This is a genomic window from Micromonospora sp. NPDC006431 (genome assembly GCF_042870725.1).
In the GTDB taxonomy this organism is placed as follows: Bacteria; Actinomycetota; Actinomycetes; order Mycobacteriales; family Micromonosporaceae; genus Micromonospora.
This window is the reverse complement of record NZ_JBIAHQ010000024.1, coordinates 1-20,426: the sequence shown is the minus strand read 5'-3', so window position 1 is coordinate 20,426 and position 20,426 is coordinate 1. Positions and strand designations below refer to the sequence as shown.

The 20,426-nt window shown below is 72.9% G+C and carries 23 protein-coding genes; 12 read left to right on the top strand and 11 right to left on the bottom strand.

Features of this window, described 5'->3' with window-relative positions:
• Positions 1–139: 139 nt before the first annotated feature.
• From ACFYM6_RS29665 to ACFYM6_RS29650, 4 genes are all read right to left on the bottom strand, one after another.
• Positions 140–643, bottom strand: a complete 504-nt coding sequence (locus ACFYM6_RS29665) for a hypothetical protein (protein ID WP_387280763.1) — start codon at positions 641–643, stop codon at positions 140–142.
• Positions 644–1,063: 420 nt separating this feature from the next.
• Positions 1,064–1,888, bottom strand: coding sequence for an ArsR/SmtB family transcription factor (locus ACFYM6_RS29660; RefSeq protein WP_387280762.1), 825 nt, complete (start codon positions 1,886–1,888; stop codon positions 1,064–1,066).
• Positions 1,889–2,157: 269 nt separating this feature from the next.
• Positions 2,158–2,442, bottom strand: a complete 285-nt coding sequence (locus ACFYM6_RS29655; protein ID WP_387280761.1) for a DUF664 domain-containing protein — start codon at positions 2,440–2,442, stop codon at positions 2,158–2,160.
• The gene (locus ACFYM6_RS29650) at positions 2,367–2,666 is read right to left on the bottom strand and encodes a DUF664 domain-containing protein (protein ID WP_387280760.1); all 300 of its coding nucleotides are present in this window, start codon (positions 2,664–2,666) and stop codon (positions 2,367–2,369) included. Before ACFYM6_RS29650 ends, ACFYM6_RS29655 begins: the two co-directional genes overlap by 76 nt.
• Before the next feature lie 143 nt (positions 2,667–2,809).
• On the opposite strand from ACFYM6_RS29650, the gene ACFYM6_RS29645 reads away from it, so the two are divergent.
• Entirely contained in the window at positions 2,810–4,096 is a 1,287-nt protein-coding gene (locus tag ACFYM6_RS29645) for a vanadium-dependent haloperoxidase (protein ID WP_387280759.1), read from the top strand.
• 98 nt (positions 4,097–4,194) lie between these two features.
• Here the strand turns inward: ACFYM6_RS29645 and ACFYM6_RS29640 are convergent, their stop codons facing one another.
• Positions 4,195–5,415 (bottom strand): MFS transporter, encoded by a 1,221-nt coding sequence (locus tag ACFYM6_RS29640; RefSeq protein ID WP_387280758.1) that lies wholly within the window; start codon positions 5,413–5,415, stop codon positions 4,195–4,197.
• A gap of 58 nt (positions 5,416–5,473) precedes the next feature.
• Here ACFYM6_RS29640 and ACFYM6_RS29635 point away from each other — a divergent pair, with 58 nt between their 5' ends.
• A complete protein-coding gene (locus ACFYM6_RS29635; RefSeq protein ID WP_387280756.1) occupies positions 5,474–6,436 on the top strand; it encodes a helix-turn-helix domain-containing protein in 963 nt (320 codons plus the stop codon).
• A 29-nt stretch (positions 6,437–6,465) separates the two neighbouring features.
• Here ACFYM6_RS29635 and ACFYM6_RS29630 read toward each other — a convergent pair whose 3' ends face one another.
• Positions 6,466–6,984: a pyridoxamine 5'-phosphate oxidase family protein gene (locus ACFYM6_RS29630; RefSeq protein WP_387280755.1), complete on the bottom strand. Its 519-nt coding sequence runs from the start codon at positions 6,982–6,984 to the stop codon at positions 6,466–6,468.
• A gap of 144 nt (positions 6,985–7,128) precedes the next feature.
• Between ACFYM6_RS29630 and ACFYM6_RS29625 the strand changes: the two genes are divergently transcribed.
• Together ACFYM6_RS29625 and ACFYM6_RS29620 are read left to right on the top strand one after the other, a co-directional pair.
• A complete protein-coding gene (locus ACFYM6_RS29625; RefSeq protein WP_387280754.1) occupies positions 7,129–8,397 on the top strand; it encodes an MFS transporter in 1,269 nt (422 codons plus the stop codon).
• Between the two features lie 81 nt (positions 8,398–8,478).
• Entirely contained in the window at positions 8,479–9,720 is a 1,242-nt protein-coding gene (locus ACFYM6_RS29620; protein ID WP_387280753.1) for a lycopene cyclase family protein, read from the top strand.
• A 7-nt stretch (positions 9,721–9,727) separates the two neighbouring features.
• Here ACFYM6_RS29620 and ACFYM6_RS29615 read toward each other — a convergent pair whose 3' ends face one another.
• Together ACFYM6_RS29615 and ACFYM6_RS29610 are read right to left on the bottom strand one after the other, a co-directional pair.
• The gene (locus tag ACFYM6_RS29615) at positions 9,728–10,144 is read right to left on the bottom strand and encodes a dihydrofolate reductase family protein (RefSeq protein ID WP_387280752.1); all 417 of its coding nucleotides are present in this window, start codon (positions 10,142–10,144) and stop codon (positions 9,728–9,730) included.
• A 197-nt stretch (positions 10,145–10,341) separates the two neighbouring features.
• Complete coding sequence (locus ACFYM6_RS29610; RefSeq protein ID WP_387280751.1) at positions 10,342–11,451, bottom strand: serine hydrolase domain-containing protein; 1,110 nt, start codon at positions 11,449–11,451, stop codon at positions 10,342–10,344.
• Between the two features lie 108 nt (positions 11,452–11,559).
• Between ACFYM6_RS29610 and rnhA the strand changes: the two genes are divergently transcribed.
• The 3 genes from rnhA to ACFYM6_RS29595 all read left to right on the top strand — a co-directional run bounded on the left by rnhA (position 11,560) and on the right by ACFYM6_RS29595 (position 13,615).
• The gene (gene rnhA, locus ACFYM6_RS29605) at positions 11,560–12,036 is read left to right on the top strand and encodes a ribonuclease HI (protein WP_387280750.1); all 477 of its coding nucleotides are present in this window, start codon (positions 11,560–11,562) and stop codon (positions 12,034–12,036) included.
• An 83-nt stretch (positions 12,037–12,119) separates the two neighbouring features.
• Positions 12,120–13,343 (top strand): cytochrome P450, encoded by a 1,224-nt coding sequence (locus ACFYM6_RS29600; protein ID WP_387280748.1) that lies wholly within the window; start codon positions 12,120–12,122, stop codon positions 13,341–13,343.
• Positions 13,340–13,615 carry a ferredoxin gene (locus ACFYM6_RS29595; RefSeq protein ID WP_387280747.1) on the top strand — a complete coding sequence of 92 codons (276 nt, stop codon included), beginning with the start codon at positions 13,340–13,342 and terminating at the stop codon, positions 13,613–13,615. Before ACFYM6_RS29600 ends, ACFYM6_RS29595 begins: the two co-directional genes overlap by 4 nt.
• On the opposite strand, the gene ACFYM6_RS29590 is transcribed toward ACFYM6_RS29595, so the two are convergent.
• The 3 genes from ACFYM6_RS29590 to ACFYM6_RS29580 form a co-directional block, all read right to left on the bottom strand.
• Positions 13,564–13,791, bottom strand: coding sequence for a hypothetical protein (locus ACFYM6_RS29590; protein WP_357447365.1), 228 nt, complete (start codon positions 13,789–13,791; stop codon positions 13,564–13,566). The two genes, ACFYM6_RS29595 and ACFYM6_RS29590, sit on opposite strands and share 52 nt — an antisense overlap.
• 41 nt (positions 13,792–13,832) lie before the next feature.
• Positions 13,833–14,069, bottom strand: coding sequence for a preprotein translocase YidC (locus ACFYM6_RS29585; protein ID WP_387280746.1), 237 nt, complete (start codon positions 14,067–14,069; stop codon positions 13,833–13,835).
• A 234-nt stretch (positions 14,070–14,303) separates the two neighbouring features.
• A complete protein-coding gene (locus ACFYM6_RS29580) occupies positions 14,304–15,194 on the bottom strand; it encodes a pentapeptide repeat-containing protein (protein ID WP_387280745.1) in 891 nt (296 codons plus the stop codon).
• A 168-nt stretch (positions 15,195–15,362) separates the two neighbouring features.
• On the opposite strand from ACFYM6_RS29580, the gene ACFYM6_RS29575 reads away from it, so the two are divergent.
• The 5 genes from ACFYM6_RS29575 to ACFYM6_RS29555 all read left to right on the top strand — a co-directional run.
• Positions 15,363–15,971: a hypothetical protein gene (locus ACFYM6_RS29575; protein WP_387280744.1), complete on the top strand. Its 609-nt coding sequence runs from the start codon at positions 15,363–15,365 to the stop codon at positions 15,969–15,971.
• 358 nt (positions 15,972–16,329) lie between these two features.
• Positions 16,330–17,361: an ABC transporter permease gene (locus ACFYM6_RS29570; RefSeq protein WP_387280743.1), complete on the top strand. Its 1,032-nt coding sequence runs from the start codon at positions 16,330–16,332 to the stop codon at positions 17,359–17,361.
• Between the two features lie 59 nt (positions 17,362–17,420).
• Positions 17,421–19,166, top strand: coding sequence for an ABC transporter substrate-binding protein (locus ACFYM6_RS29565; protein WP_387280742.1), 1,746 nt, complete (start codon positions 17,421–17,423; stop codon positions 19,164–19,166).
• A 59-nt stretch (positions 19,167–19,225) separates the two neighbouring features.
• Positions 19,226–20,215, top strand: a complete 990-nt coding sequence (locus tag ACFYM6_RS29560) for an ABC transporter permease (protein ID WP_357447378.1) — start codon at positions 19,226–19,228, stop codon at positions 20,213–20,215.
• A gap of 14 nt (positions 20,216–20,229) precedes the next feature.
• Positions 20,230–20,426 (top strand): ATP-binding cassette domain-containing protein (locus tag ACFYM6_RS29555; RefSeq protein WP_387280741.1); only part of this gene is annotated, 197 nt, incomplete at its 3' end.

Here is a 20,426-nt window from a genome sequence, read left to right as displayed (position 1 = left end):
CGGTCCGGGCCTTCGACGGCCCGTCCCCGGGGCTGCTCTGTGGCGACAGGTGCCCACCTCCGTCCGACGTGGGAGCGGTGCCCGCGCCGGTTGTCGTCCGGCGCGGGCACCCTCGCTCAGGGATGGTGTGGCGAGGCCGTCAGGCGACGGTGGTCGCGCGCCGTCGGCGGCGCACCAGCACGTACGTCCCGCCGGCGACCGCCGCGGCGGCCAGCGCGCCGCCCGCGGCGAGCACCCCGGTGTCGCCGCCCTTGCCGCCGGCCCCGGCCGGGGCGCCGCCGATCGGCGTGGCGCCGATCGCGATGACGGTGAAGGTGGCCGTCCCGCCGTTGCTGCCGTTGCCGCAGGTCGTGCTGACCGTGTACGTGCCGAGGGTGAACCCGGCGGTGAAGAGTTCCGCGCTCAGTCCGCCGCCAGCCGCGGCGGTGGTGGACCGCACGTTCTCGTCCCGGTTGGGCCCGGTGACGTGGAAGATCGCGTCACCGTCCTTCGGGTTGCACTCCGTCGTGGTGAGCACGACCGTCCCGCCGACCGGGGTGGTCGCGGGTGAGACCGTGGTGTCCGCGAGCGCGGCGGCCGGGAGCAGGAGTGTGCCGAGGCCCACGCCGACCGCCGCCGATCCGAGAATTCTCTGTGCCTTCATCCGCGTCTTCCCTCACTTTTCGTCCGCTGACTGCGTGGGACGCCGTTCGGGTGGCCAACTCCGTGACTAGCACCGGTGTGGCCAACACTAGGAGGGTTGCGGCGGTCACTCGGCGTAAATGAGAAATCCTCGTTGCCGTCACGTGTCCTCCCTCCCGCCGGGCAGCGCCGGACATGCCCGCCCACCCGCGCCCGGAGCACCCGGACGCCGCGGCACCCGTTGCGCCGCCTGCCCGGTTCCGGGCCGGCCCGCCGTTCTGCTTCGGCCGTGGCGGTGAGTGGGCGGTCAACCGGCCCTGGAGACCCTCCGTGCCGTTTGCCCCACCACCCGTCGCGGCGGTGGCCGACGCGAACATTTCGACCGCTCGGGCCGCTGGGTGGGGGAGTGGGTACGGCGGCGACGGTGACGCTGGTCGCGTGGTCAGCCGGCCGGGAGCGGCTCCGGCAGCGGCTCGCCGGTCTCCAGCAGGCTCTTCAGGCTGGCCAGCAACTCCGGCCAGCCGCCGCTGCCGTCGAGCTGGCCGCTGATCGCCCGGTGCATCTCGCTGTCGGGGGAGAAGTCGTCGTGGGTCACGGTCAGCCGGACCGCCTCGCCGTGTGGCGCGAGGTCGAAGGTCACCTTCGACCGCCGTTCCCGGAGGCGTTCGGCGAGCTCCTCGTCGGACCAGCCGAAGTGGGCCGCGTGCTCGGGCTGGAAGCCGTGCCAGCTGTAGGAGAGGAGGCGGTACGGTTCGGCCACCAGCACCCGCTGGCCGATGTCCTTCGGCTCCGCGTCGGGCGCGTCCTGCCAGAGCACCGGCGACCCGACCCGCCAGTCGGAGACCAGCGCCGCCCCGCCCCAGTAGCGGCGGGTGAACTCCGGCTCGATCAGCGCCCGCCAGAGCTGCTCCGGCGTCGTCCGGATGTAAGTGGTGTAGACGAACGTGGGGTTCTCCATGGGCTCCCGCTCCAATGCTCTCTGCAGGTCGGCGAGGGCACGCGCCCGCTCGCGGTGGTACCGGCCGATCCAGCGGTCGGCGACGGCGTTGATCGGGGCCGCGTTGAGGTGGTGCAGCTTCTCGCGCCCCCGTCGCGTCGTGGTCACCAGCCCGGCCGCCTCCAGCACGGCGAGGTGCTTGCTCACCGACTGCCGGGTCATGTCGAGCCCGGCGCACAGTTCGCGCAGGCTCTGCCCGTTGCGGACGTTCAGGCTGTCGAGCAGCCGGCGGCGGCTCGGGTCCGCCAGCGCTCGGAACACCTCGTCCACCGCTCACCCACCCTCGATAAAGGCAGCCAGAAGGTTGCCTTTCTTCACCATAGGCAGCCGGATGGCTGCCTGTCCACCGGAACAGTGGCGGCACTGCGAGACGGGGAACCCAGCCTCCTAGGATGCCTTAGCGGATGTGACCCCCGCCGGCTGAAGATCTGCCTCAAGCAGGGACGGACGCCTTCCCGATGACGGTCAGCGGCAAGGCTCGCAAGGCCGAGCTGCGCCACGTCGGCGTCGCCGGGTGACCGGGACGCCAGGCCCGCCGGTCACTCCCCGGTGCGTCCGTCGTTCAGCTCGCGGACGATGTCGAGGTGACCGGCGTGCCGGGCGTACTCCTGCAGGACGTGGAAGAGGATCGCGGCCAGCGTCGGCCGGCTGGCCTCGTCGGTGAACCGGCCGCCCAGCGTGGCGGGCGTGCTCAGCGGGGTCGCCTCGACGATCTGCCGGGTCCGTGCCCCGCCCCCGCGCAGGGCGGTCACCAGGTCGGCGACCCTCTCGTGCGGGCCGACGTGCCAGCGGTCGTCGGCGCGGTCGCCCCACGGGTCCGGCACCGGTTCGCCGAGGACCCCCAGACCAGCCAGCGCCGCTCCATGAAGGTCAGGTGCTTGACCAGCTCGACCGGCGTCCAGCCGGAGGGCACCCGGGCGGTGCGGGCCTGCGCGTCGGTCAGCCCGGCGAGCCGGTCGGCGACCGTGCCCCGGTAGTAGTCGAGATAGGTGAGGAACAGGGCGGGCACGTCGGACGACGGGCCGGGCTCCGGGAACGGCACGCGCATGCCGGGCAGTATCCCGCAGGGGGGCGGCGGCCATCTGACCTATCGACCGGCACCGATGCGAGCCCCTATAGTCATGTTGCTCAATGCTGTGGCCTCGTGACACGGGGTGAACTGACGGGTCGGAAGCAGCAAGGAGAAACATCATGACAAGCAGGGTTCGCACCGCGCGCAGAGCGACATCCGCGATCGTCGCCGCCGTCCTGGCCGCCGGGTCTTCGCTCGCGGTCGCATCGCCGGCCGCGCAGGCCGCAGGGGCGACCGGGTCGGCGCAAGCCGTGCTCACCTGGGATCGCCACGCCGAGACGGCGATCTGGGACACCGCACAGCAGGCGCCACAGGTGCAGTCGCGCGGTGCCGCGATGGTGCACGGCGCCATCTACGACGCGGTGAACGCCATCGCCGGCACGCCGTACCAGCCATACCTGACCGCACCGCCGGCCGACGGCTCCGAGTCCGTCGACGCCGCCGTGGCCGCCGCGGCGTACCGGGTGCTCGACGCGATCTTCCCAGAGCAGCACGGCGCCCTCCGCGCGAAGTACGACGAGTCACTCGCCGCGATCCCGGCCGGCCCCGCCAGACAACGGGGGATCGACATCGGCGCGCGGGCCGCCGCCGCGATGATCGACGCCCGACGCGACGACGGTTCCTTCGGTCCGCAGACCTTCCCCGTCGGGACCGAGCCCGGCCAGTGGCGACCCACGCCACCGTCGTTCGCCAACGACGGCGGCTGGGTCGGCCACATGACGCCGTTCGTCCTTCCCCGCGCGTCGGTCTTCCGCACCTCCGGCCCGCCCGCGCTCACCAGCGCGCAGTACGCCAGTGACTACAACGAGGTCAAGACGGTGGGCTCGGCCACCAGCACGGTCCGCACCACCGACCAGACCGAGGCGGCGATCTGGTGGCACGACCGGCGCCTGGGCGAGTGGGAGATCAAGCGCCAACTCGTGACCACCCAGCGGCTGAACGCTCTCCAGGCGGCACGCATGTTCGCGATGGTGGACCTCGCCGAGGCGGACGCGGTCATCGCCTGCTTCAACGAGAAGGAGACGTGGAACCGCTGGCGACCCATCACCGCGATCCGCCTGGGCGACACCGACGGCAACCCGGGTACGGTCGCCGATCCCGCCTGGACACCGCTGCTGGTCACGCCGCCGCACCCCGACTACACGTCCGGCCACACCTGCAACACCGGCGCCACCATGTCGGCGTTGGCGTACTTCTTCGGCCGGGACGACATCGCCTTCAGCGCCTACAGCAGCGACTCCGGCACGAGAAGACACTTCAGCAGCTTCTCGCAGGCGCTCACCGAGGTCATCGACGCCCGGGTGTGGGGCGGCATCCACACCCGCAGCGCCGACCTGCAGGGGGCGCGGATCGGCCTGCAGACCACGGCGTACCTGGTCCGGCACCACTTCCGCCCGCTGAGGTGAGCATCGCCCCGGCTGCGCGGGCCAGCGGCGGCGGCGGTGAGGCAGGTGTACCCTGACCGTCCGATCCTCGCCCGGACCGGTGGGGGAGGGGCGGCCTCCTAACGTCCGTCGGGCGTCGGGGCAAGAGGGCGTGCCGCCTCCGGCTCAGCCCCAGACGCGGCCTCGGTTTGCCGCAGGCCCCGGGTGAGCGCCACGGTGGCTACCAGGGACAGCCCGGCCATCGCCGCCACGGCCCAGCTGGCCGGCAGCCGGTCGGCGATCACCCCGGCCAGCGCCGCGAACACCGCCTGGCCGGCCATCATGCCGTTCTGGTGCAGGCCGAGCACCTGTCCCCGCATCTGCTCCGGTGAGTGGGCGATCAGCCGCTCCTGCAACGGCAGCGACGCGGCGAAACCGGCCGAGGCGACGAGCGCGACGAGCATCGCCAGCGGCAGCGCCGGGTGCAGCACGAAGGCGAGGTACGGCAGGGCGAGCAGCAACCGCAGCGGCCGGACGGCCCAGTCCCGCTGGGCCGGCGTGAGGAACCGCCCCACCACCACGTCACCGGCGAGCATGCCGAGGGCACCCGCGGCGAACAGGAAGCCGGCCCGCTCCCCGGCGTACGGGATGAACAGCGCCTCGCAGCCCACCACGAGACCGTTGGGCACCCACAGGTTCAGGTAGAGCGACCGGCGGCGCGGGTCGGCCCACAGTTCCCGGTTGATCCGCAGCGTGCGGGCCGTCGACGCCCGTTCGCTCGCCCGGGCCGGTCGTTTGGCCAGGCCGAACCAGCCCAGCGCGGTGGCCACGGCCCGCAGCGCCGCGGCGATCAGGAACACCTGGTACGGGCTGAGCCAGACCAGCAGCACGCCACCCGCCCCGAAACCGGCGATCTGCATGACGCCGACGCTCGTGTTCATCGTCGACCGGCCGAGCACGTACGCGCCGGGCGGCAGCATGTCGCTGATCATCGCCCAGCGCGCGCCGCTGGTGATCGAGCCGGCGTACGCGGTGCCGAAGATGATGGCGAACCGGGCCCACAGCGGCAGAGTCGGCACCGCCTGGAGGGCCGCGCCGGCGGTGGCGATCAGCGCGGCGAGGGTCAACGCCCGGCGCGGTGGCAGGCTGTCGGCGGCGGACAGCAGGGTCAGGCTGCCGAGCACGCCGGCCAGCGGCGCGCCGAACACGCTCAGCGCGGTGAGCAGGGCGGAGTCGGTCGCCGCGTAGGTCAGCGAGCCCAGCGCAAGCGCCGAGGTGGTGTGCGCGGCGAGGCCGGCGCAGTTGGCGACGAACAGGTTCCGGAACTCGCGGACCGCGAAGAGATCGGAGTACGTCCTCACGCCGAGGATCCTTCAGGCCGGCGCGCCGGGCCCGTAGAGTTACGCCTGGAGGCGAAACATGGGTGTCTGGCAGGTGCCGGCGGACCTGCTCGCGCGGAGCCGGTTCACGGTCTCCCCGATGACCGACACGGTCGCCGCCTTGCGGGCGCTGAACGATCCGCGTCGACCCTGGCAGCGGGCCTGGCGCCGGCCGTACGCCGAGGCGTTCCAGCGGATGGTGGCCGACCGGCCGGTGGTGCGGGCGTTGCTGGCGGCGTCGTTCCAGCCCCGGTGGACGGCCGATTTCCTCACCCTCGCCCCCGAGGCGGCGAACCCGACGTTCGCCGAGGAGTTGGCGGCCGTCGCGCGGCGCGGCGACGAGCAGGTCCGGGCCGACCTGCGGGCGACCCGGCCCGGGCCGCTGGCCGAGGTGCTGCTGGGCGACGGACTCACCGACCAGGTGGTGGGCCTGCTGGACTGGGTCTGGACGCACACCGTCCAGCCCGAGTGGCCGGAGCGGGAACGCCGGCTGCGCGCCGACATCGTGGCCCGCACCGCGCGGCTGAGCGCGTACGGCTGGGCGGGCGTCTTCGCCGACCTCAACCGCAACGTGCGCTGGGTGGGTGACGGCTGCCTCCAGGTCAACGACTACCCGGCTCCGCCGTTGCCGCTCGACCAGGCCGAGCAACTCGTCTTCGTCCCGGCGCACTGCGCCCGGGGCTGGGTGGTGTGGGACCGGCCCACCCGGTTCGGCATGGTCTACGCGGCCAGCGGGGTGCTGGCCGACGCCGGGGCGGTGGCGCCGGACGGACTGGAGCGGTTGATCGGCGCCAACCGGGCGGCCATCCTGGCCCGGTTGGACACTCCGTTGAGCACCTCGCACCTGGTGGCCCTCACCGGCCTGTCCCTCGGCACGGTCGGCGACCACCTGCGGGTGCTGCTCGACGCGGGCGCCGTGACCAGACGACGGTCCGGCCGGGAAGTGCTCTACTGGCGTACCTCGCTGGGCACCGCCCTGGTGGGCGCCGGCCGCACCGGCTGACGGTGCGCCGCCTGCCGTCCACTCGGCGGTCACCCTTCGGCGGTTCGCCAGAACTGGCGCGGCGCGTACCCGTCGCGGCGCAGCCAGTGCTCGGTGTAGACGATCCGCTGCGCCGGCACCACGACCAGCGGCCCGGTCGGCGGCTCGTCCAGCTGCCGGGACCGCTCCACGTGGTCGGCCTGCCACCGGTACGCCGGCCAGTGGTGCTCGAACTCCGGGTCACCGGGATGGAGCACCCGGGCCCGGCCGAAGACCTGCGCGCCGCGGCTGCTGGCCTGCCCGACCAGGGGAGCGAAGACGCCGATGGAGACGCGCGGGTCGGCGGCGAGGTTGCGCATCTTCGGCGAGGTCGCCGCGGCGGTGAACATCAGGGTGAAGTCGAGGTGGAAGTAGCGCACCGGGGTGGCGAGGGGACCGTCCGGGCCGGTGGTGGCCAGCACGCACATGTTCTGCGACGACAGCAGGTTGAGGATCCGCTCCTCCAGGCGCTCCCGGTCGAGGCGGGCGGTGGGGGCGGGACCGGCGAGCCAGGGATTGGTGACGGGCATGCGTGATCTTCCCATCCACCGTGGCGTCCAATGGTGGTGGCGGGCGTGATTCCACGACCTGCACAAGCGGCGGTGGTGCGGTGGACGGATCCGGCACCGTAACCCGGTCGGCGGAACCCGCGACCACTGGTAGGTTCGCTGGCCGTGACGGGGACTGCGGGGGAACGGTTGGGCGCGCGTTTCGCGCGGCTCTGGGCGGCCAGCACCATGTCGGCGCTGGGCAGCGGGATGGCGACGGTGGCCGCGCCGCTGTACGTCGCGTCGCGGACCGACGATCCGCTGATCGTGTCGGCGGGCGCCGCGGTGGCGTGGCTGCCGTGGCTGCTGTTCGCGCTGCCCGGCGGGGTGCTCGTGGACCGGGTGGACCGGCGCCGGCTCATGGTGGTCATCGACTGGGTGCGGGTGGCCGTGCTGATGGTGCTGGCCGCCGCGATGGTCACCGACCGGGCCGGGGTGGCACTGCTGTACGCGGTGCTGTTCGTCGTCAACACCGGCGAGGTGGTGTTCCGCACCGCCGCCCAGGCGGTCGTGCCGGCGGTGGTGCCCCGGTCGCGGCTGGAACGGGCCAACGGCTGGCTCGGCGGCGGCACCCAGGTCATGCAGAACATGGTCGCCGGCCCGCTCGGCGGCTTTCTCTTCGTGGTGGCCCCCGCCATCCCGTTCGGCGTCAACGCCGGCACGTACGCCCTCAGCGCCGTGCTGGTCGGGCTGCTCGCCGGGACGTACCGCGCCTCGCTGGAGCCGGGCCGGCGCCGTTCGGTCCGCGCCGAGGTCGCCGAGGGGTTCCGGTGGCTGCTCTCGCAGCGGCTGCTGCGCACCATGACCCTGCTGATCGGCATGCTCAACGTCACCCTCACCGCCGCCCTGGCGGTGCTGGTGCTGCTGGCCACGGACCGGCTGGGTCTCGGCTCGGTCGGTTACGGCGCGCTGTTCACCTGCATTGCCATCGGTGGGCTGCTCGGCTCGGCCGTCGGTGACCGGCTCGTCGCCGCGATCACCGCGACCTGGACGATCCGGATCGGCCTGCTGATCGAGGCCGGTCTGCACCTGGCCCTGGCCGCCTCGCGCAGCGCCGTGGTCGTCGGGCTGGCGCTGTTCGTCTTCGGGGTGCACAGCGCGCTGTGGAACATGGTGGCGAACTCGCTGCGGCAGCGGCTCACCCCACCCGCGCTGCTGGGCCGGGTGGGCAGCACGAACCTGTTCCTCGCCGCCGGCGGCAACTGCGTCGGCGCGCTGCTCGGCGGGGTGGTCGCCAACCGGTTCGGGATCACCGCGCCGTACTGGGTGGGTTTCGTGGTCGCGCTGGTGGTGATCGCGGTGACCTGGCGGGTCTTCGACCGGGCGACGGTCGCCGCCGCGTACGCATCCGGCTCGGCCCCCGCGGCGCCGGAAACCCCGGCGAGCGTCGCCTGAGCGGCCTCGCTGCCCGCCTGGTCGGGCGGCGCGTCGTGGGGGCCGCGCCGCACGGGCACGGGGATGTGACAGCGTGGGCGGGTGAACCCGTCCCCGGTCGACGTCGACCTCGCGCTGGTGGGCGGCGGCGGCGCCGCCTCGCTGGTGCTGGCCGCCCTGGACCGGCACGACCTGACCGGCCTGCGGGTCGCCGTGGTGGACCCCGTGCACAAGCGGGGACAGGATCGCACCTGGGCGTTCTGGGGCACCCCGGGCGGCGACCTCGACCCGCTGCTGACCGCCAGCTGGTCACGGGTCGACGTGGTCACGCCCGCGGGCCGCCGGGTCCTGTCGCTCGACCCGCTGCGGTACGCCATGCTCCGCTCCGCCCCGGTCTACGACCGGGCTGCCGCGGCCGAACGCCGCCTCGGCGCCGTGCGGATCGGCGCGCCGGCCGGGGCGCTGCACGACGACGGCCACCGGGTGACCGTGTGCGACCCGGCCGGGCGGGTGCTGGTCCGGGCCGGCTGGGTGCTCGACTCGCGGCCACGGCCGCCCGAGCGGCCCGGGCGGACCACCTGGTTGCAGCATTTCCGCGGCTGGTGGCTGGCGGCCGACCGGCCCACTTTCGACCCGGACCGGGCGGTGCTGATGGACTTCCGCACTCCGCAGCCCGTCCGGGGCGTCTCCTTCGGCTACGTGCTACCGGTCGACGACCGGTACGCGCTGGTCGAGTACACCGAGTTCTCACCCGCCCAACTCACCGACGCCGGGTACGACGCGGCGCTGCGCGGGTACGCCGCCCAACTCGGCCTCGACCTGACCGCGCTGCGGGTGCGCGAGGTGGAGAACGGGATCATCCCGATGACCGACGGCCCGTTCCTGCCCCGCCCGTCGCCCCGGGTGGTCCGGCTCGGCACCGCCGGCGGCGCCACCCGACCGTCGACCGGGTTCACCTTCGCCGCCATGCTCCGGCAGGCCGACCAGATCGCCCGGGCGCTCGCCGCCGGCCAGGCGCCGGTGCCGGCGCCCGCGTACCCTCGGCGGCACCGGTGGCTGGACGCGGTGGCGCTGCGCGCCCTGGACCGGGGACACGTCGGCGGGGTCGAGTTCTTCGCCCGGCTGTTCGACCGCAACCCGCCGGAGCGGGTGCTGCGCTTCCTCGACGGGACCACCTCACCGGCGGAGGAGCTGGCGGTGATGCGGTCCAGCCCGCTGTTGCCGATGACCGGCGCGGTGCTCGGCGACGCCGTCGACCGGCTTCGCGCCCGGCTGCGCCGCGACCCGACCCCCACCCCGGTGCCCGAGGCCGGGTCGCGCGCGGCCGGTCAGGCCGGCTCGTAGGTGGCGATCACCACGCCGGTGGTCGTGCTGACGCTGTCCACCAGCCGCAGTGCGCCGTGGTCATCGCCCGCGGCAACAGCCGCCGCCCGGTGCCGAGCACCAGCGGATGGATCAGCAGCACGTACGCGTCGACCAGCCCGTGCCGGCGCAGCGAGCGGACCAACTCGCCGCTGCCCAGCCCCGCGATGTCCGGCCCGGGTTGCGCCTTCAGCTCGGTCACCGCCTCGATCACGTCGCCGTGGAGCAGATGAGAGTTCACCCACGGCAGCGGGTCGGCCAACGTGGTCGAGGCGACGTACTTGGGCAGCGCGTCGAGCACCGGGGTGAACGGGTTGTCGGTCTGCCGGGGCCAGTAGCCGGCGAAGTCGAGGTAGGTGCGCCGGCCGAGCAGCAGCGGGCCGGTCGAGGTCGTGCCCTCGCCCATCTTCCGGCCCAGAACCGGGTGGTTGTAGGGGACCGCCCAGCCGCCCCCGGGTGAAGCCGTCCCGGGTGTCCTCGTCTGGGCGCCCGGGGGCCTGCATGACCCCGTCCAGGCTGACCGATTCGATGATCGATGATCGGTGATCATAGGTTGATCTGGGTGGAACGTTTTCGGCTTTCCAAGGTCGGGAAGCGGTCCGCTCAGGCGGATCCGGCGACCACCGCGTCGCGCACGAGCGTCCGCAGGCCCTCCATCGGGTCGCCGTCGCCCGCTCCGAGCCGGTTGCGCACCGCCGCGACCGTCAGCCCCAACGCCGGGTACGCGAACGCCAGGCTCCCGCCGCTGCCGGCCGTGCCGAACGACCCGTCGCCGTCGACCGCGTACCCGAGGCCGAAGGTCACTTCCTGCCCGAACACCCAGTCCTCGGCGCGGACCGCCACCGCCGACACCTCCTCCAGGCGCTCAGGTGAGATCAGCCGTACGCCGTCGACCGGGCCGAGCAGGGCCGCGTACATCCGGGCGACCGCGCGGGCGCTCATCGTGCCGACCGCCGGCACGTCGGCGCGCAGCACGTCGGGGCGGCTGCCGATGGTCGCGTCGGGTCGGACGCCGGGCGGGGCCACCGCGTCGAAGTTCGGCAGGTGCGCGCTCGCGTACGCGATCATCGCGGTCAGGCCGGCGTCCTCCAGCCGGGCCAGCCGGGGCAGGTCCGCCTCCGGCACCCCGAGGAACAGCTCCCCGGCCACGCCGAGCGGGCCGGCCACCTCCTCGGCGAGCACCTGCGAGATCGGCCGGCCGGTGACCCGCCGGACCACCTCGCCGACGATCCAGCCGAACGTCCAGGCGTGGTACGCCAGTCGCGCGCCCGGCGCCCACAGCGGCTCGGCGTCGGCGATCACGGCACACATCCGGTCCCAGTCGGTGAAGTCCTCCGGGGTGGTGTCGGCCGGCAGCGCGGGCAGCCCGGCGGTGTGGGTGAGCGCGTGCCGCAGGGTGATCCCGTCCTTGCCCCGCCGGGCGAACTCCGGCCACACGTCGGCGATGCGCAGGTCGTAGTCGAGCAGCCCGCGCTCGGCCAGCACGTGCACCACGGTGGCGGTGAGCCCCTTGCCGGTCGAGACCGCGTGGATCGGGGTGTCGGCGGTCATCGGTCGCCCGGTGGCGGGGTCGGCCAGGCCGGCCTGCTCCTGCACGATCGGCTCGCCGTCCAGGTAGGCGGCCACCTGCACTCCGGCCTCCCGGCCGGAGGTGACCAGCTCGTCGATCGTCGTGCGTACCGCGGCCCGCCGGCCGTCCCAACGTCCGTCCACGACCGGTCACCCTGCCAGGCCGTCGGGCGGGTGTCGCGGGCTTTTCCGGGACCCGGCTCGGCCGGGTCGGATGCTCGCGCCGGCGGGCGTACCGGGTAGGTTGCCGGCATGGCGGACGACGTGAGCGGCAGGGTCGTGGAGATCTGGACCGACGGGGCGTGCAGCGGCAATCCCGGTCCCGGCGGCTGGGGTGTCGTGCTGCGCTGGGGCGACCACGAGCGCGAGCTGTGCGGCGGCGAGGCGACGCCGACGACGAACAACCGGATGGAGCTGACCGCCGCCATCCAGGCGCTGGAGAGCCTGACCCGACCGGTCACCGTGCGCCTGCACACCGACAGCACGTACGTCCGCAACGGCATCACCGGCTGGCTCGCCTCGTGGAAGCGCAACGGCTGGCTGACCGCGGCGAAGCAACCGGTGAAGAACGCCGACCTGTGGCAGCGGTTGGAGGCCGCCTGCGCCCGGCACGACGTGACCTGGCTGTGGGTGAAGGGCCACAACGGACACCCGGAGAACGAGCGGGCCGACGCGTTGGCCAACCGGGGCATGGTCGAGGCGCGGGCGGAGGCGGTCGCCGCCCGCTGACGCCGGCGGGTTGTGTCGAACCCCGTCGATGAGTAACGTAGCGGATCGATGCCGTCACGGACAGTCGCCCCGGAGGTGTCCGCGTGACCATTGCGCCGCTCACCGACCTGCCCCTGTGGCCGCCGATCAACCTCGACCGCGACCCGCTCGTCCCGCTCGACGCGGCGGAGCGGCACCGCTTCTCCGGACCGGTCACCCGGGTCCGGCTCCCCACCGACGCGACCGCCTGGCTGGTCACCCGGCACGCCGACGTCCGGCAACTGCTGCGCCACCCCGGCTTCAGCGCCGACCTCAGCCGACCGGGCTTCCCCCTGCTGCGCCGGGTCGCCCCCGGCACGCCCAGCGACCGGCGGGGCGGCTTCATCCGGATGGACGGAAGCGAGCACTCCCGGCTGCGCCGGATGCTCACCGCAGAGTTCATGATCAAGAACGTGCGGCGGATCGAGCCGCTGATCCAGCAGACCGTCGACCGGGCCCTGGACGGGCTGCGCGACGCCGGCCCGCCGGCCGACCTGGTGGCGCACTTCGCCCTGCCGGTGCCCTCGATGGTGATCTGCCACCTGCTCGGCGTCCCGTACGCCGACCACGACTTCTTCCAGCAACGCAGCCGGACCCTGATCGACCGCGACGCGCCACCGGACCGGGTCCAGCTGCACGTGCGGGAGCTGCGCGACTACCTGCACCGGCTGGTGGAGACGAAGGTGGCCGCCGGGGACCGCACCGACGACCTGCTCAGCCGCCTGGCCCGGGACCGGGTCGACACCGGCGAACTCGCCGTCGACGAGCTGGTCGGCATGGCGGTGCTGCTGCTCATCGCCGGCCACGAGACCACCGCCAACATGATCGGGCTGAGCACTCTGCTGCTGCTCCGCCACCCCGCCCGGTACGCCGCCCTGCGCGACGACCCCGGGCACGCCGACGGTCTGGTCGACGAACTGCTGCGCTACCTGAGCATCGTCCGCACCGGCCTACCCCGGCTCGCCGTGCAGGACGTCGAGATCGGCGGGCAGCTCATTCGGGCGGGGGAGGGCGCGATCGGGGTGCTCTCCCTGGCCAACCGGGACCCGGGGGTCTTCGACGCGGCCGACGAGTTCGACCCGTACCGGCAGGCGCAGCAGCATCTGGCGTTCGGGTTCGGCGTGCACCAGTGCATCGGCCAGCCCCTCGCGCGGGCGGAACTGCGGGTCGCCCTGGTGGAACTGGCCCGACGGTTCCCCCGGCTGCGCCCCGGCACGGAGGCCGGGCGGCTGCCGACCCGGGACACCTCGGTCGTCTTCGGCCTCGACGCGCTGCCGGTGACCTGGTGACCGAGGCGGCGGCCGTGCGGATAAGAGTGGACCGGGACCGCTGCTGCGGGTCGGGCAACTGCGTGGTGACCGCGCCGGAGGTCTTCGACCAGGACGACGACGACGGCCTCGTGGTGCTCCGCCGCGCCGAGCCCGCGCCGGACGCAGCCGACCGGGTCCGGCGGGCCGTCGACCTCTGCCCGTCCGGCGCGATCAGCCTCGACCCGCCGTCCCGGCCGGATCACTCCACGTTCGGCAGCTCGCCGGTGCCCGAGACCTGGTCGACGTCGTAGCCCGCCCGGCTCGTCTCCCGGGCGGAGCGTCGATCCTCGGCCGGCAGGTCGGCGAAGTCGTCGCCGGTGTCGTCGGTGGTGTGCAGGGATTCGCCCGGCGGTCGCAGCGACGCCTCGTACGCGGTGGCGCCGTCCGGTTCGTCCGTGGGCGCGCGGCCGAAATGCTCACTCGTCATGTCGAACTCCTGCCCGCGTCGCTCGTGGGTAAACGCCCCGGTCAGCGGGGCGCATCCGGGTGCGTCGGCATCGACGAGCCGCCGGCGCTGGTGCCCGACGACCCACCGGCCACCCCGGAACCGTCGTCCTCGGTGACCACGTCCGGCTTCGGTGTGCCCGGCTCCGGCGCCGGTACGTCCGTGTCCGCGTCGACCTGGACCAGCCGGGCCTGACCGGCCTCGTCCTCGGCGTGCGCCGGATCGACCGGCTGCTTGCCCTGGCGTACCCGATACTTCACCCGTCCGCCTCCCGTCGGTGCCGCGTCACCCGCGTCGCCCGAGGTGACGCCGACTCCGGCTACCCCGCTCCGGCGCCCCGAAACGTGCGGCACCGCCCGGCCGGCTCCCCTCGGCGCAGGGCGAACGCCGTATCGGGGGCGAGCAGTTCCCACGTCCCGCGTGATCCACTCGGTGTGCGGCAGGGCGCGGGGTCCGCGCGGTGGGACGGCCCGGGATGCCGCATCCGGGGTCGGTCAGCGCCGGCGGCGTGCGGAGCCGGGTCGCCCGCGCGAGGGCTGGACGGGGGTGACCGCCAGCGACCAGTGCGCGGGCCGGCGCAGGCGGGGTGGCAGGACGGTCCGATGGTCGCCGCGGGCCGCCTCGAGCTGCGACTGGTGCACGAAGAGACAGCGCCCGAGGTCGGCGCCGCGCAGGTCGGCGCCGCGCAGGTCCGCCCCGGTCAGGTCGGCCGGGCCGAGGTCCACGCCCCGCAGGTCCGCGCCGATGAGGCAGGCCCCGCGCAGGTTCGCCCCGGACAGCCCGGCCCGGCGCAGGTCCGCCCCGATCAGCACCGCCCCGCGCCGGTCCACGCCCTCCCGCCCGGCCCGGGCCTGCGCGCCGGCCCGGGACAGCAGCTGGTTGACCCGGTCCCGCTGCGCGTCGACGTCCAGCGCGAGCAGCTCGTCCGGTGTGCCGTCGGTGAGCCGCCCGGTCTCGGCCAGCGCAGCCGCCAGGTCGTCCCGCAGGGGGCCGGCCGGGGTCAGCGCCAGGGCCTCGGTGAGGTACCAGAGCAGCTCGTGCAGCGGCCGCATCACCGTGAAGGTGTCGAACATCCGCCGGGCGCTCGCCGGGTCCGCCCGCCAGTCCCGCCCGCCGAAGGTCCCCTGCGCCACGTGCTGGCCCGCGCCGAAGCAGTCGAAGACCGTGCAGCCGGGGAAACCCCGCTGCCGCAGGTCGCGGTGGATGCCGCAGCGGGAGTCGGGGCGCAGGTTCGGGCAGGGCTGCCCGGCGGGCTTGTCGATGGCGAAGTCGGCGGAGGCGGCGAACGCGGGCGCGACGCAGCAGATTCCGAAGCACCGGGCACAGTCGGCCTGCAGCTCACGCCCCCCACTCGCCACCGCTTGCCGTTCCGCCGCCTCGGACACCCTGCCCGGCCTCCCATCGTCTCGCCACCACCGGCCACCACCGCCGCATCCGGATGCCATTGTCCCGCCCCGGCCGTGGCTGGACGGCGGGCGGGGCGACCCCCTGCCCGTTCTGCCCCGGGATGCGGCGTTGCTCCGTATCGTGGAGTGACGAAGGAGGCGGCGGGGATGGACGAGCAGACGCGGGAGCAGGCCCTGCTCACCGCCGTCACCACCGAGCACTTCGTGCTCCAGACCTCCCGCAGCGCCACCATAACCGAGTCGGTTGGCCGGGCCACGATCTTCATGTCGGTGCTCTCCGCCGCGCTGATCGGGCTGGGCTTCGTCTCCAGCAGCGGGCACCTGCTGCGGCCGTACCTCGGCGCCGTGCTGCCGACCCTGGTGATCACCGGGCTGCTGACCTTCGCCCGGCTGGTGCAGAGCATGGTGGAGAACGAGGTGGACCTGCAGCGGATCCAGCGCATCCGCGCCTGGTACCACCGGCGGTTCGCCGAGGACCAGGACTTCTTCGCCGACGCCCTGACCCAGGGTGGCGGCACGCGGGCGGAGTGGGCGGCAGTGGGCAGCCGGCCCGGCCGCCGGCACATGCTGCTCACCGCGGCCGCGTTGGTCGGCGCGGTCAACGCGCTGTTGATCGGGCTCGGCGCCACCCTGCTGAGCGGCCTGTCCGGCGCCGCACCCGGCCTGGCGATCGCGGTCGGCGTGGTGGTGGTGCTGGCGGCCTTCGCCGTCCAGGTCGGCTACATCAACCGGGCCTCCATCTCGCTCGGCCGCTGAGCCGGGCGGCGCCCGGGTCCGCAGCCAGGGCGTCGAGGTCACCGACGACGCGAGCGGCGAGCCGGCCGGCGGTCGCCGGGTCGGGGCGAGGGAGAGCCGGGTGCGGGCCGGTGGGAATGTCCGAACGGGTGACAACCGGAAGGCGGGTCCGCCGCAGCGTATTCGGAAACTGCCGGGAAGATGGCCGAACGGATGACAACCAAATCGGTCCGTTATTGCACCGAGTCATTTCGTAAATCAGATCGTTGTCAATGTCTGACAACCGATCCGGCCGTTACCGTAACGATTCAATTCGTCGTTCCCCAGCGGTTTACCGTCGGGTGGCAGGACGTTTTCGTCGCCGTCGGGAGGGCTCCTCATGAGCGACATGTCCCACCCACCGTCGTTGACCGTGCCCGGTGACCCGGCCGCCCCGGACGTCGCCGTCGAAACCGAATCCCCGCCCCAGGCCGGCCGGCGGGAGATCGTCGGCCGGTCGCCGAATCAGCTCGCCTGGCTGCGGCTCAAGCGGGACCGGACCGCCCGGCTCAGCGCCCTGACGCTGGTCGTCGCCGCCCTCGTCGCCCTCTGCGCGCCGCTGCTCGGCTGGCTCACCGGAATGGACCCGACGGACAAGTTCGTGAATCGGCTCAACGATTTCGGAATGCCGATCGGCTACGCCGGCGGCATCACTTCCGAACACTGGCTCGGACTCGAACCGGGCAGCGGTCGGGACATCCTGCTCCAGTTGGTGTACGGACTGCGGACGTCATTGTTCATCGCCTTCACCTCGGCCCTGCTGGCGTCGGTCATCGGGGTGACGGTGGGTGTGGTGGCCGGGTGGGCGCGCGGCTGGCTGGACAGCGTCATCAACTGGCTGGTCGACCTCACGCTGGCGTTCCCGTTCCTCATTTTCGCCCTGGCGGTGATCCCGATCCTGCAGGACCGCTTCTACACCGAGCGGGAGGCGCCGCCGCCGGCCTTCCGGGTCGCCCTGATCATCGCCACCTTCGGCCTGTTCAGCTGGACGTACACGGCCCGGCTGGTCCGCGGCCAGGTGATCTCCCTGCGCGAGCGGGAGTTCGTCGAGGCCGCCCGGGCCGCCGGCGCCGGCACCGGGCACATCCTGTTCCGGCAACTGCTGCCGAACATCTGGGCCCCGATCCTGGTCACGGTCTCGCTGAACGTGCCGCAGTTCATCGCCATCGAGGCCGCCCTGGCCTTCGTCAACATCGGCGTCACCGAACCCACGCCTGACCTCGGCCGGATGATCTACAACAGCATCGGCTACGTGGCCAGCGACCCCTGGTACACCCTGTTCCCCGGATTGACGATCTTCCTGCTGGTCCTGGCGTTCAACCTCTTCGGTGACGCCCTGCGCGACTCGCTGGATCCCCGGTCGACCCGGTAACCCCCGGCCATCAAACACGCCCGGCCGGCGGGGGCCGCCGGGCGGGAAGGGAGCACACCGTGCGAGCACGAACCCGGACACTGACCACCGGTGTCCTCGCCGCGGCGCTCGTCGCCGCCGGTTGCAGCCCGACCACCGAGAGCGGTGGTGGCGGCGACGACAAGACGAAGACCCAGACCGGCTCGGTCTCCTACGAGCCCGCCGACAACCAGGGCCCGGCGAAGGCGGTCGACGGGGCCGCCCGCGGCGGCACCCTCACCATCATGCAGAACTCCGACTTCGAGCACCTCGACCCGGCCCGTAACTACGTCAACGTGCAGCAGGTCACCGGCGGGCTCCTCTACCGGGCGCTCAACGGCTACAAGGAGGACGGCACCGGCAAGCTGCTGCTCGTCGGCGACCTCGCCACCGATCCGGGCAAGGACGTCAACAAGGACTGCAAGGTGTGGGAGTTCACCCTGCGGGAGGGGGTGAAGTACGAGGACGGCTCCCCGGTGACCAGTAAGGACGTGGCCTACGGCATCGCCCGCTCGTTCGCGTCCAACCTCAACGAGGGGCCGCACTACATCCAGCAGTGGCTCTACCCGGGTGGGGCGTACAACGCGAAGTACCAGGGGCCGTACGACGGTGGCAAGCCGGCGCCGGACGGCATCGAGACGCCCGACGACCGGACCATCCGGTTCACCTTCCCGGAGGCGCACTGCGACCTGCCGTACGCCGCCGCGCTGCCCACCAGCGCGCCCGTGCCCGCCGCCAAGGACACCCGGGCCAACTACGACCTGCGGCCCTTCTCCTCCGGGCCGTACAAGGTCAAGTCGTACCAGCGCGACGTGGCGCTGGAACTGGAGCGCAACCCGAACTGGGACCCGAAGACCGACCCCATCCGCAACGCGTACCCGGACGCCATCCGGATCACCTTCGGCCTGGAGCAGGCGCAGATCGCCGAGCGGCTCGTCGCCGACGCCCCGGCCGACCAGGCCGCGCTGAGCTGGACCGACGTGCCGCCGGCCGTACTGCCCCGGACCACCACCGCCGGCGTCGTCGAGCGGGTCGCCAAGGGCCCGACGCAGTACACCTGGGTGCTGAACATCAACACCCAGCGGGTCACCGACCTGAACGTCCGCAAGGCGCTGAACTACGCCGTGGACAAGGACGCCGCGCTCAAGGCGATCGGTGGGCAGGCCGCGGGCTCCCCGGCCACCACGCTGATGTCGCCGACCACGGCCGGCTGGAAGAAGTACGACGTCTTCACCGCCCCGGTCACCGGTGACAAGGCCAAGGTCACCGAGTTGCTCGCCGGCAAGCGCCCGAAGCTGGTCTTCGCCCACTCCAACACCGAGCTGCGGACCCAGCAGGCCGAGGCGATCCGGAAGAACCTCACCGACATGGGCTTCGACATCGTGATGAAGCCCATCGAGAGCAGCAGCTACTACGACGAGATCGGCCGCAAGAACAACCCGTACGACCTCTACATCAGCGGGTGGGGCTCGGACTGGCCGACCGGCTCGACCGTCATCCCGCCGGTGTACGACGGGCGGGAGATCGTCGCCGAGGGGAACAACAACGTCTCGTACCTCAACGAGCCGTCGATCAGCGCCGAGGTCGACCGGGTCCGTAACCTGCCCGCCGCCGAGCAGGACGCCGGGTGGATGGCCCTGGACGAGAAGATCATGCGGGAGTACGTCCCGGTCGTGCCCTGCTACTACGACGCCGCCTACGAGCTGCACGGGTCGAAGGTCGGCAACGCCTTCCTCAGCGACGCCTTCGGGATCATCTCGCTCAACGGCATCTACGTGAAGCAGTGACCGCCGTGGGGGCGGCCCTCGTCCGGGCCGCCCCCACCGTCCATCGGGGAGGTGTTCCCGTGTTCCGTTTCGTCCTCCGGCGGCTCCTCGTCGCCGCGGTGACCCTCGCGGTCATCAGCCTGGTCACCTTCGGTCTCTTCTTCGCGGTGCCGAGCAGCCCGGCCAAGGTGATGTGCGGCAAGAACTGCACCACCGAGGACATCGCCCAGGTCGAGCAGCGGCTCGGCATCGACCAGCCGTTGCCCCGCCAGTACGCGGACTTCGTCAAGGGGGTCTTCGTCGGCCGCACGTACGGCTCGGGGGACTTCCGGCAGGACTGCCCGGCACCCTGCCTGGGCTACTCGTTCCGCAACAACCAGCCGGTCACGGAGATCATCACCCAGCGCCTCCCGGTCACCTTCAGCATCGTCTTCGGTGGCGCGGTGCTCTGGCTGGCGTTGGGCGTCTCGCTGGGCATGGTGTCGGCGCTGCGCCGCGGAACGGTCTTCGACCGGGCCGCGATCGGCATCACCCTGGCCGGGGCGTCAATGCAGGTCTACTTCTTCGGGCTGATCCTGCTCTACCTGCTGGTGTACGCCACCGGGCTGCTGCCGTTCCCCAGCTACACCCCGTTGACCGAGAACCCGGCCCGGTGGGCGGTGGGCCTGCTGCTGCCCTGGATGACGCTCGGCTTCCTCAACTCGGCGCTGTACGCCCGGCTGTCCCGGGCGCAGATGCTGGAGACGCTGTCGGAGGACTTCGTGCGGACCGCCCGGGCCAAGGGGCTCTCCACGCGGCAGGTGCACACCCGGCACGCGCTGCGGGCCGCGATCACGCCCATCGTTACCATCGCCGGCCTGGACATCGGCACCAGCCTCGGCGGGACGTTCATCACCGAGACCATCTTCGGTCTGCAGGGGCTGGGCAAGGCGACCGTGGAGGCGGTGCAGTTCCTCAACCTGCCGGTGGTCATGGCGACCGTGCTGCTGGCGGCGGTGTTCATCGTGGTTGCCAACATCGTGGTCGATGTGCTCTACGCGGTCATCGACCCGCGGGTCCGGCTGAACTGAACGGAGGGATCGAGATGGTGAAGCTACCGGCGCCCCGCTCGGGCGAGGGTCCCTATCTGCGGGTGGCGGACCTGCGGGTGGGGTTCGACACCGAGGACGGGGTGGTCCGTGCCGTGGATGGGGTGTCGTTCTCGGTGGAGCGGGGTCGCACCCTCGGCATTGTGGGGGAGTCGGGTTCGGGTAAGAGCGTGACGTCGCTGGCGATCCTGGG

Coding starts and splice junctions, on each gene's coding strand:
- ACFYM6_RS29665 (WP_387280763.1), bottom strand. CDS start 643: ATGAAGGCACAGAGAATTCTCGGATCGGCGGCGGTCGGCGTGGGCCTC.
- ACFYM6_RS29650 (WP_387280760.1), bottom strand. CDS start 2,666: ATGCGCGTGCCGTTCCCGGAGCCCGGCCCGTCGTCCGACGTGCCCGCC.
- ACFYM6_RS29645 (WP_387280759.1), top strand. CDS start 2,810: ATGACAAGCAGGGTTCGCACCGCGCGCAGAGCGACATCCGCGATCGTC.
- ACFYM6_RS29635 (WP_387280756.1), top strand. CDS start 5,474: ATGGGTGTCTGGCAGGTGCCGGCGGACCTGCTCGCGCGGAGCCGGTTC.
- ACFYM6_RS29630 (WP_387280755.1), bottom strand. CDS start 6,984: ATGCCCGTCACCAATCCCTGGCTCGCCGGTCCCGCCCCCACCGCCCGC.
- ACFYM6_RS29615 (WP_387280752.1), bottom strand. CDS start 10,144: ATGGGCGAGGGCACGACCTCGACCGGCCCGCTGCTGCTCGGCCGGCGC.
- rnhA (WP_387280750.1), top strand. CDS start 11,560: ATGGCGGACGACGTGAGCGGCAGGGTCGTGGAGATCTGGACCGACGGG.
- ACFYM6_RS29590 (WP_357447365.1), bottom strand. CDS start 13,791: ATGACGAGTGAGCATTTCGGCCGCGCGCCCACGGACGAACCGGACGGC.
- ACFYM6_RS29575 (WP_387280744.1), top strand. CDS start 15,363: ATGGACGAGCAGACGCGGGAGCAGGCCCTGCTCACCGCCGTCACCACC.
- ACFYM6_RS29570 (WP_387280743.1), top strand. CDS start 16,330: ATGAGCGACATGTCCCACCCACCGTCGTTGACCGTGCCCGGTGACCCG.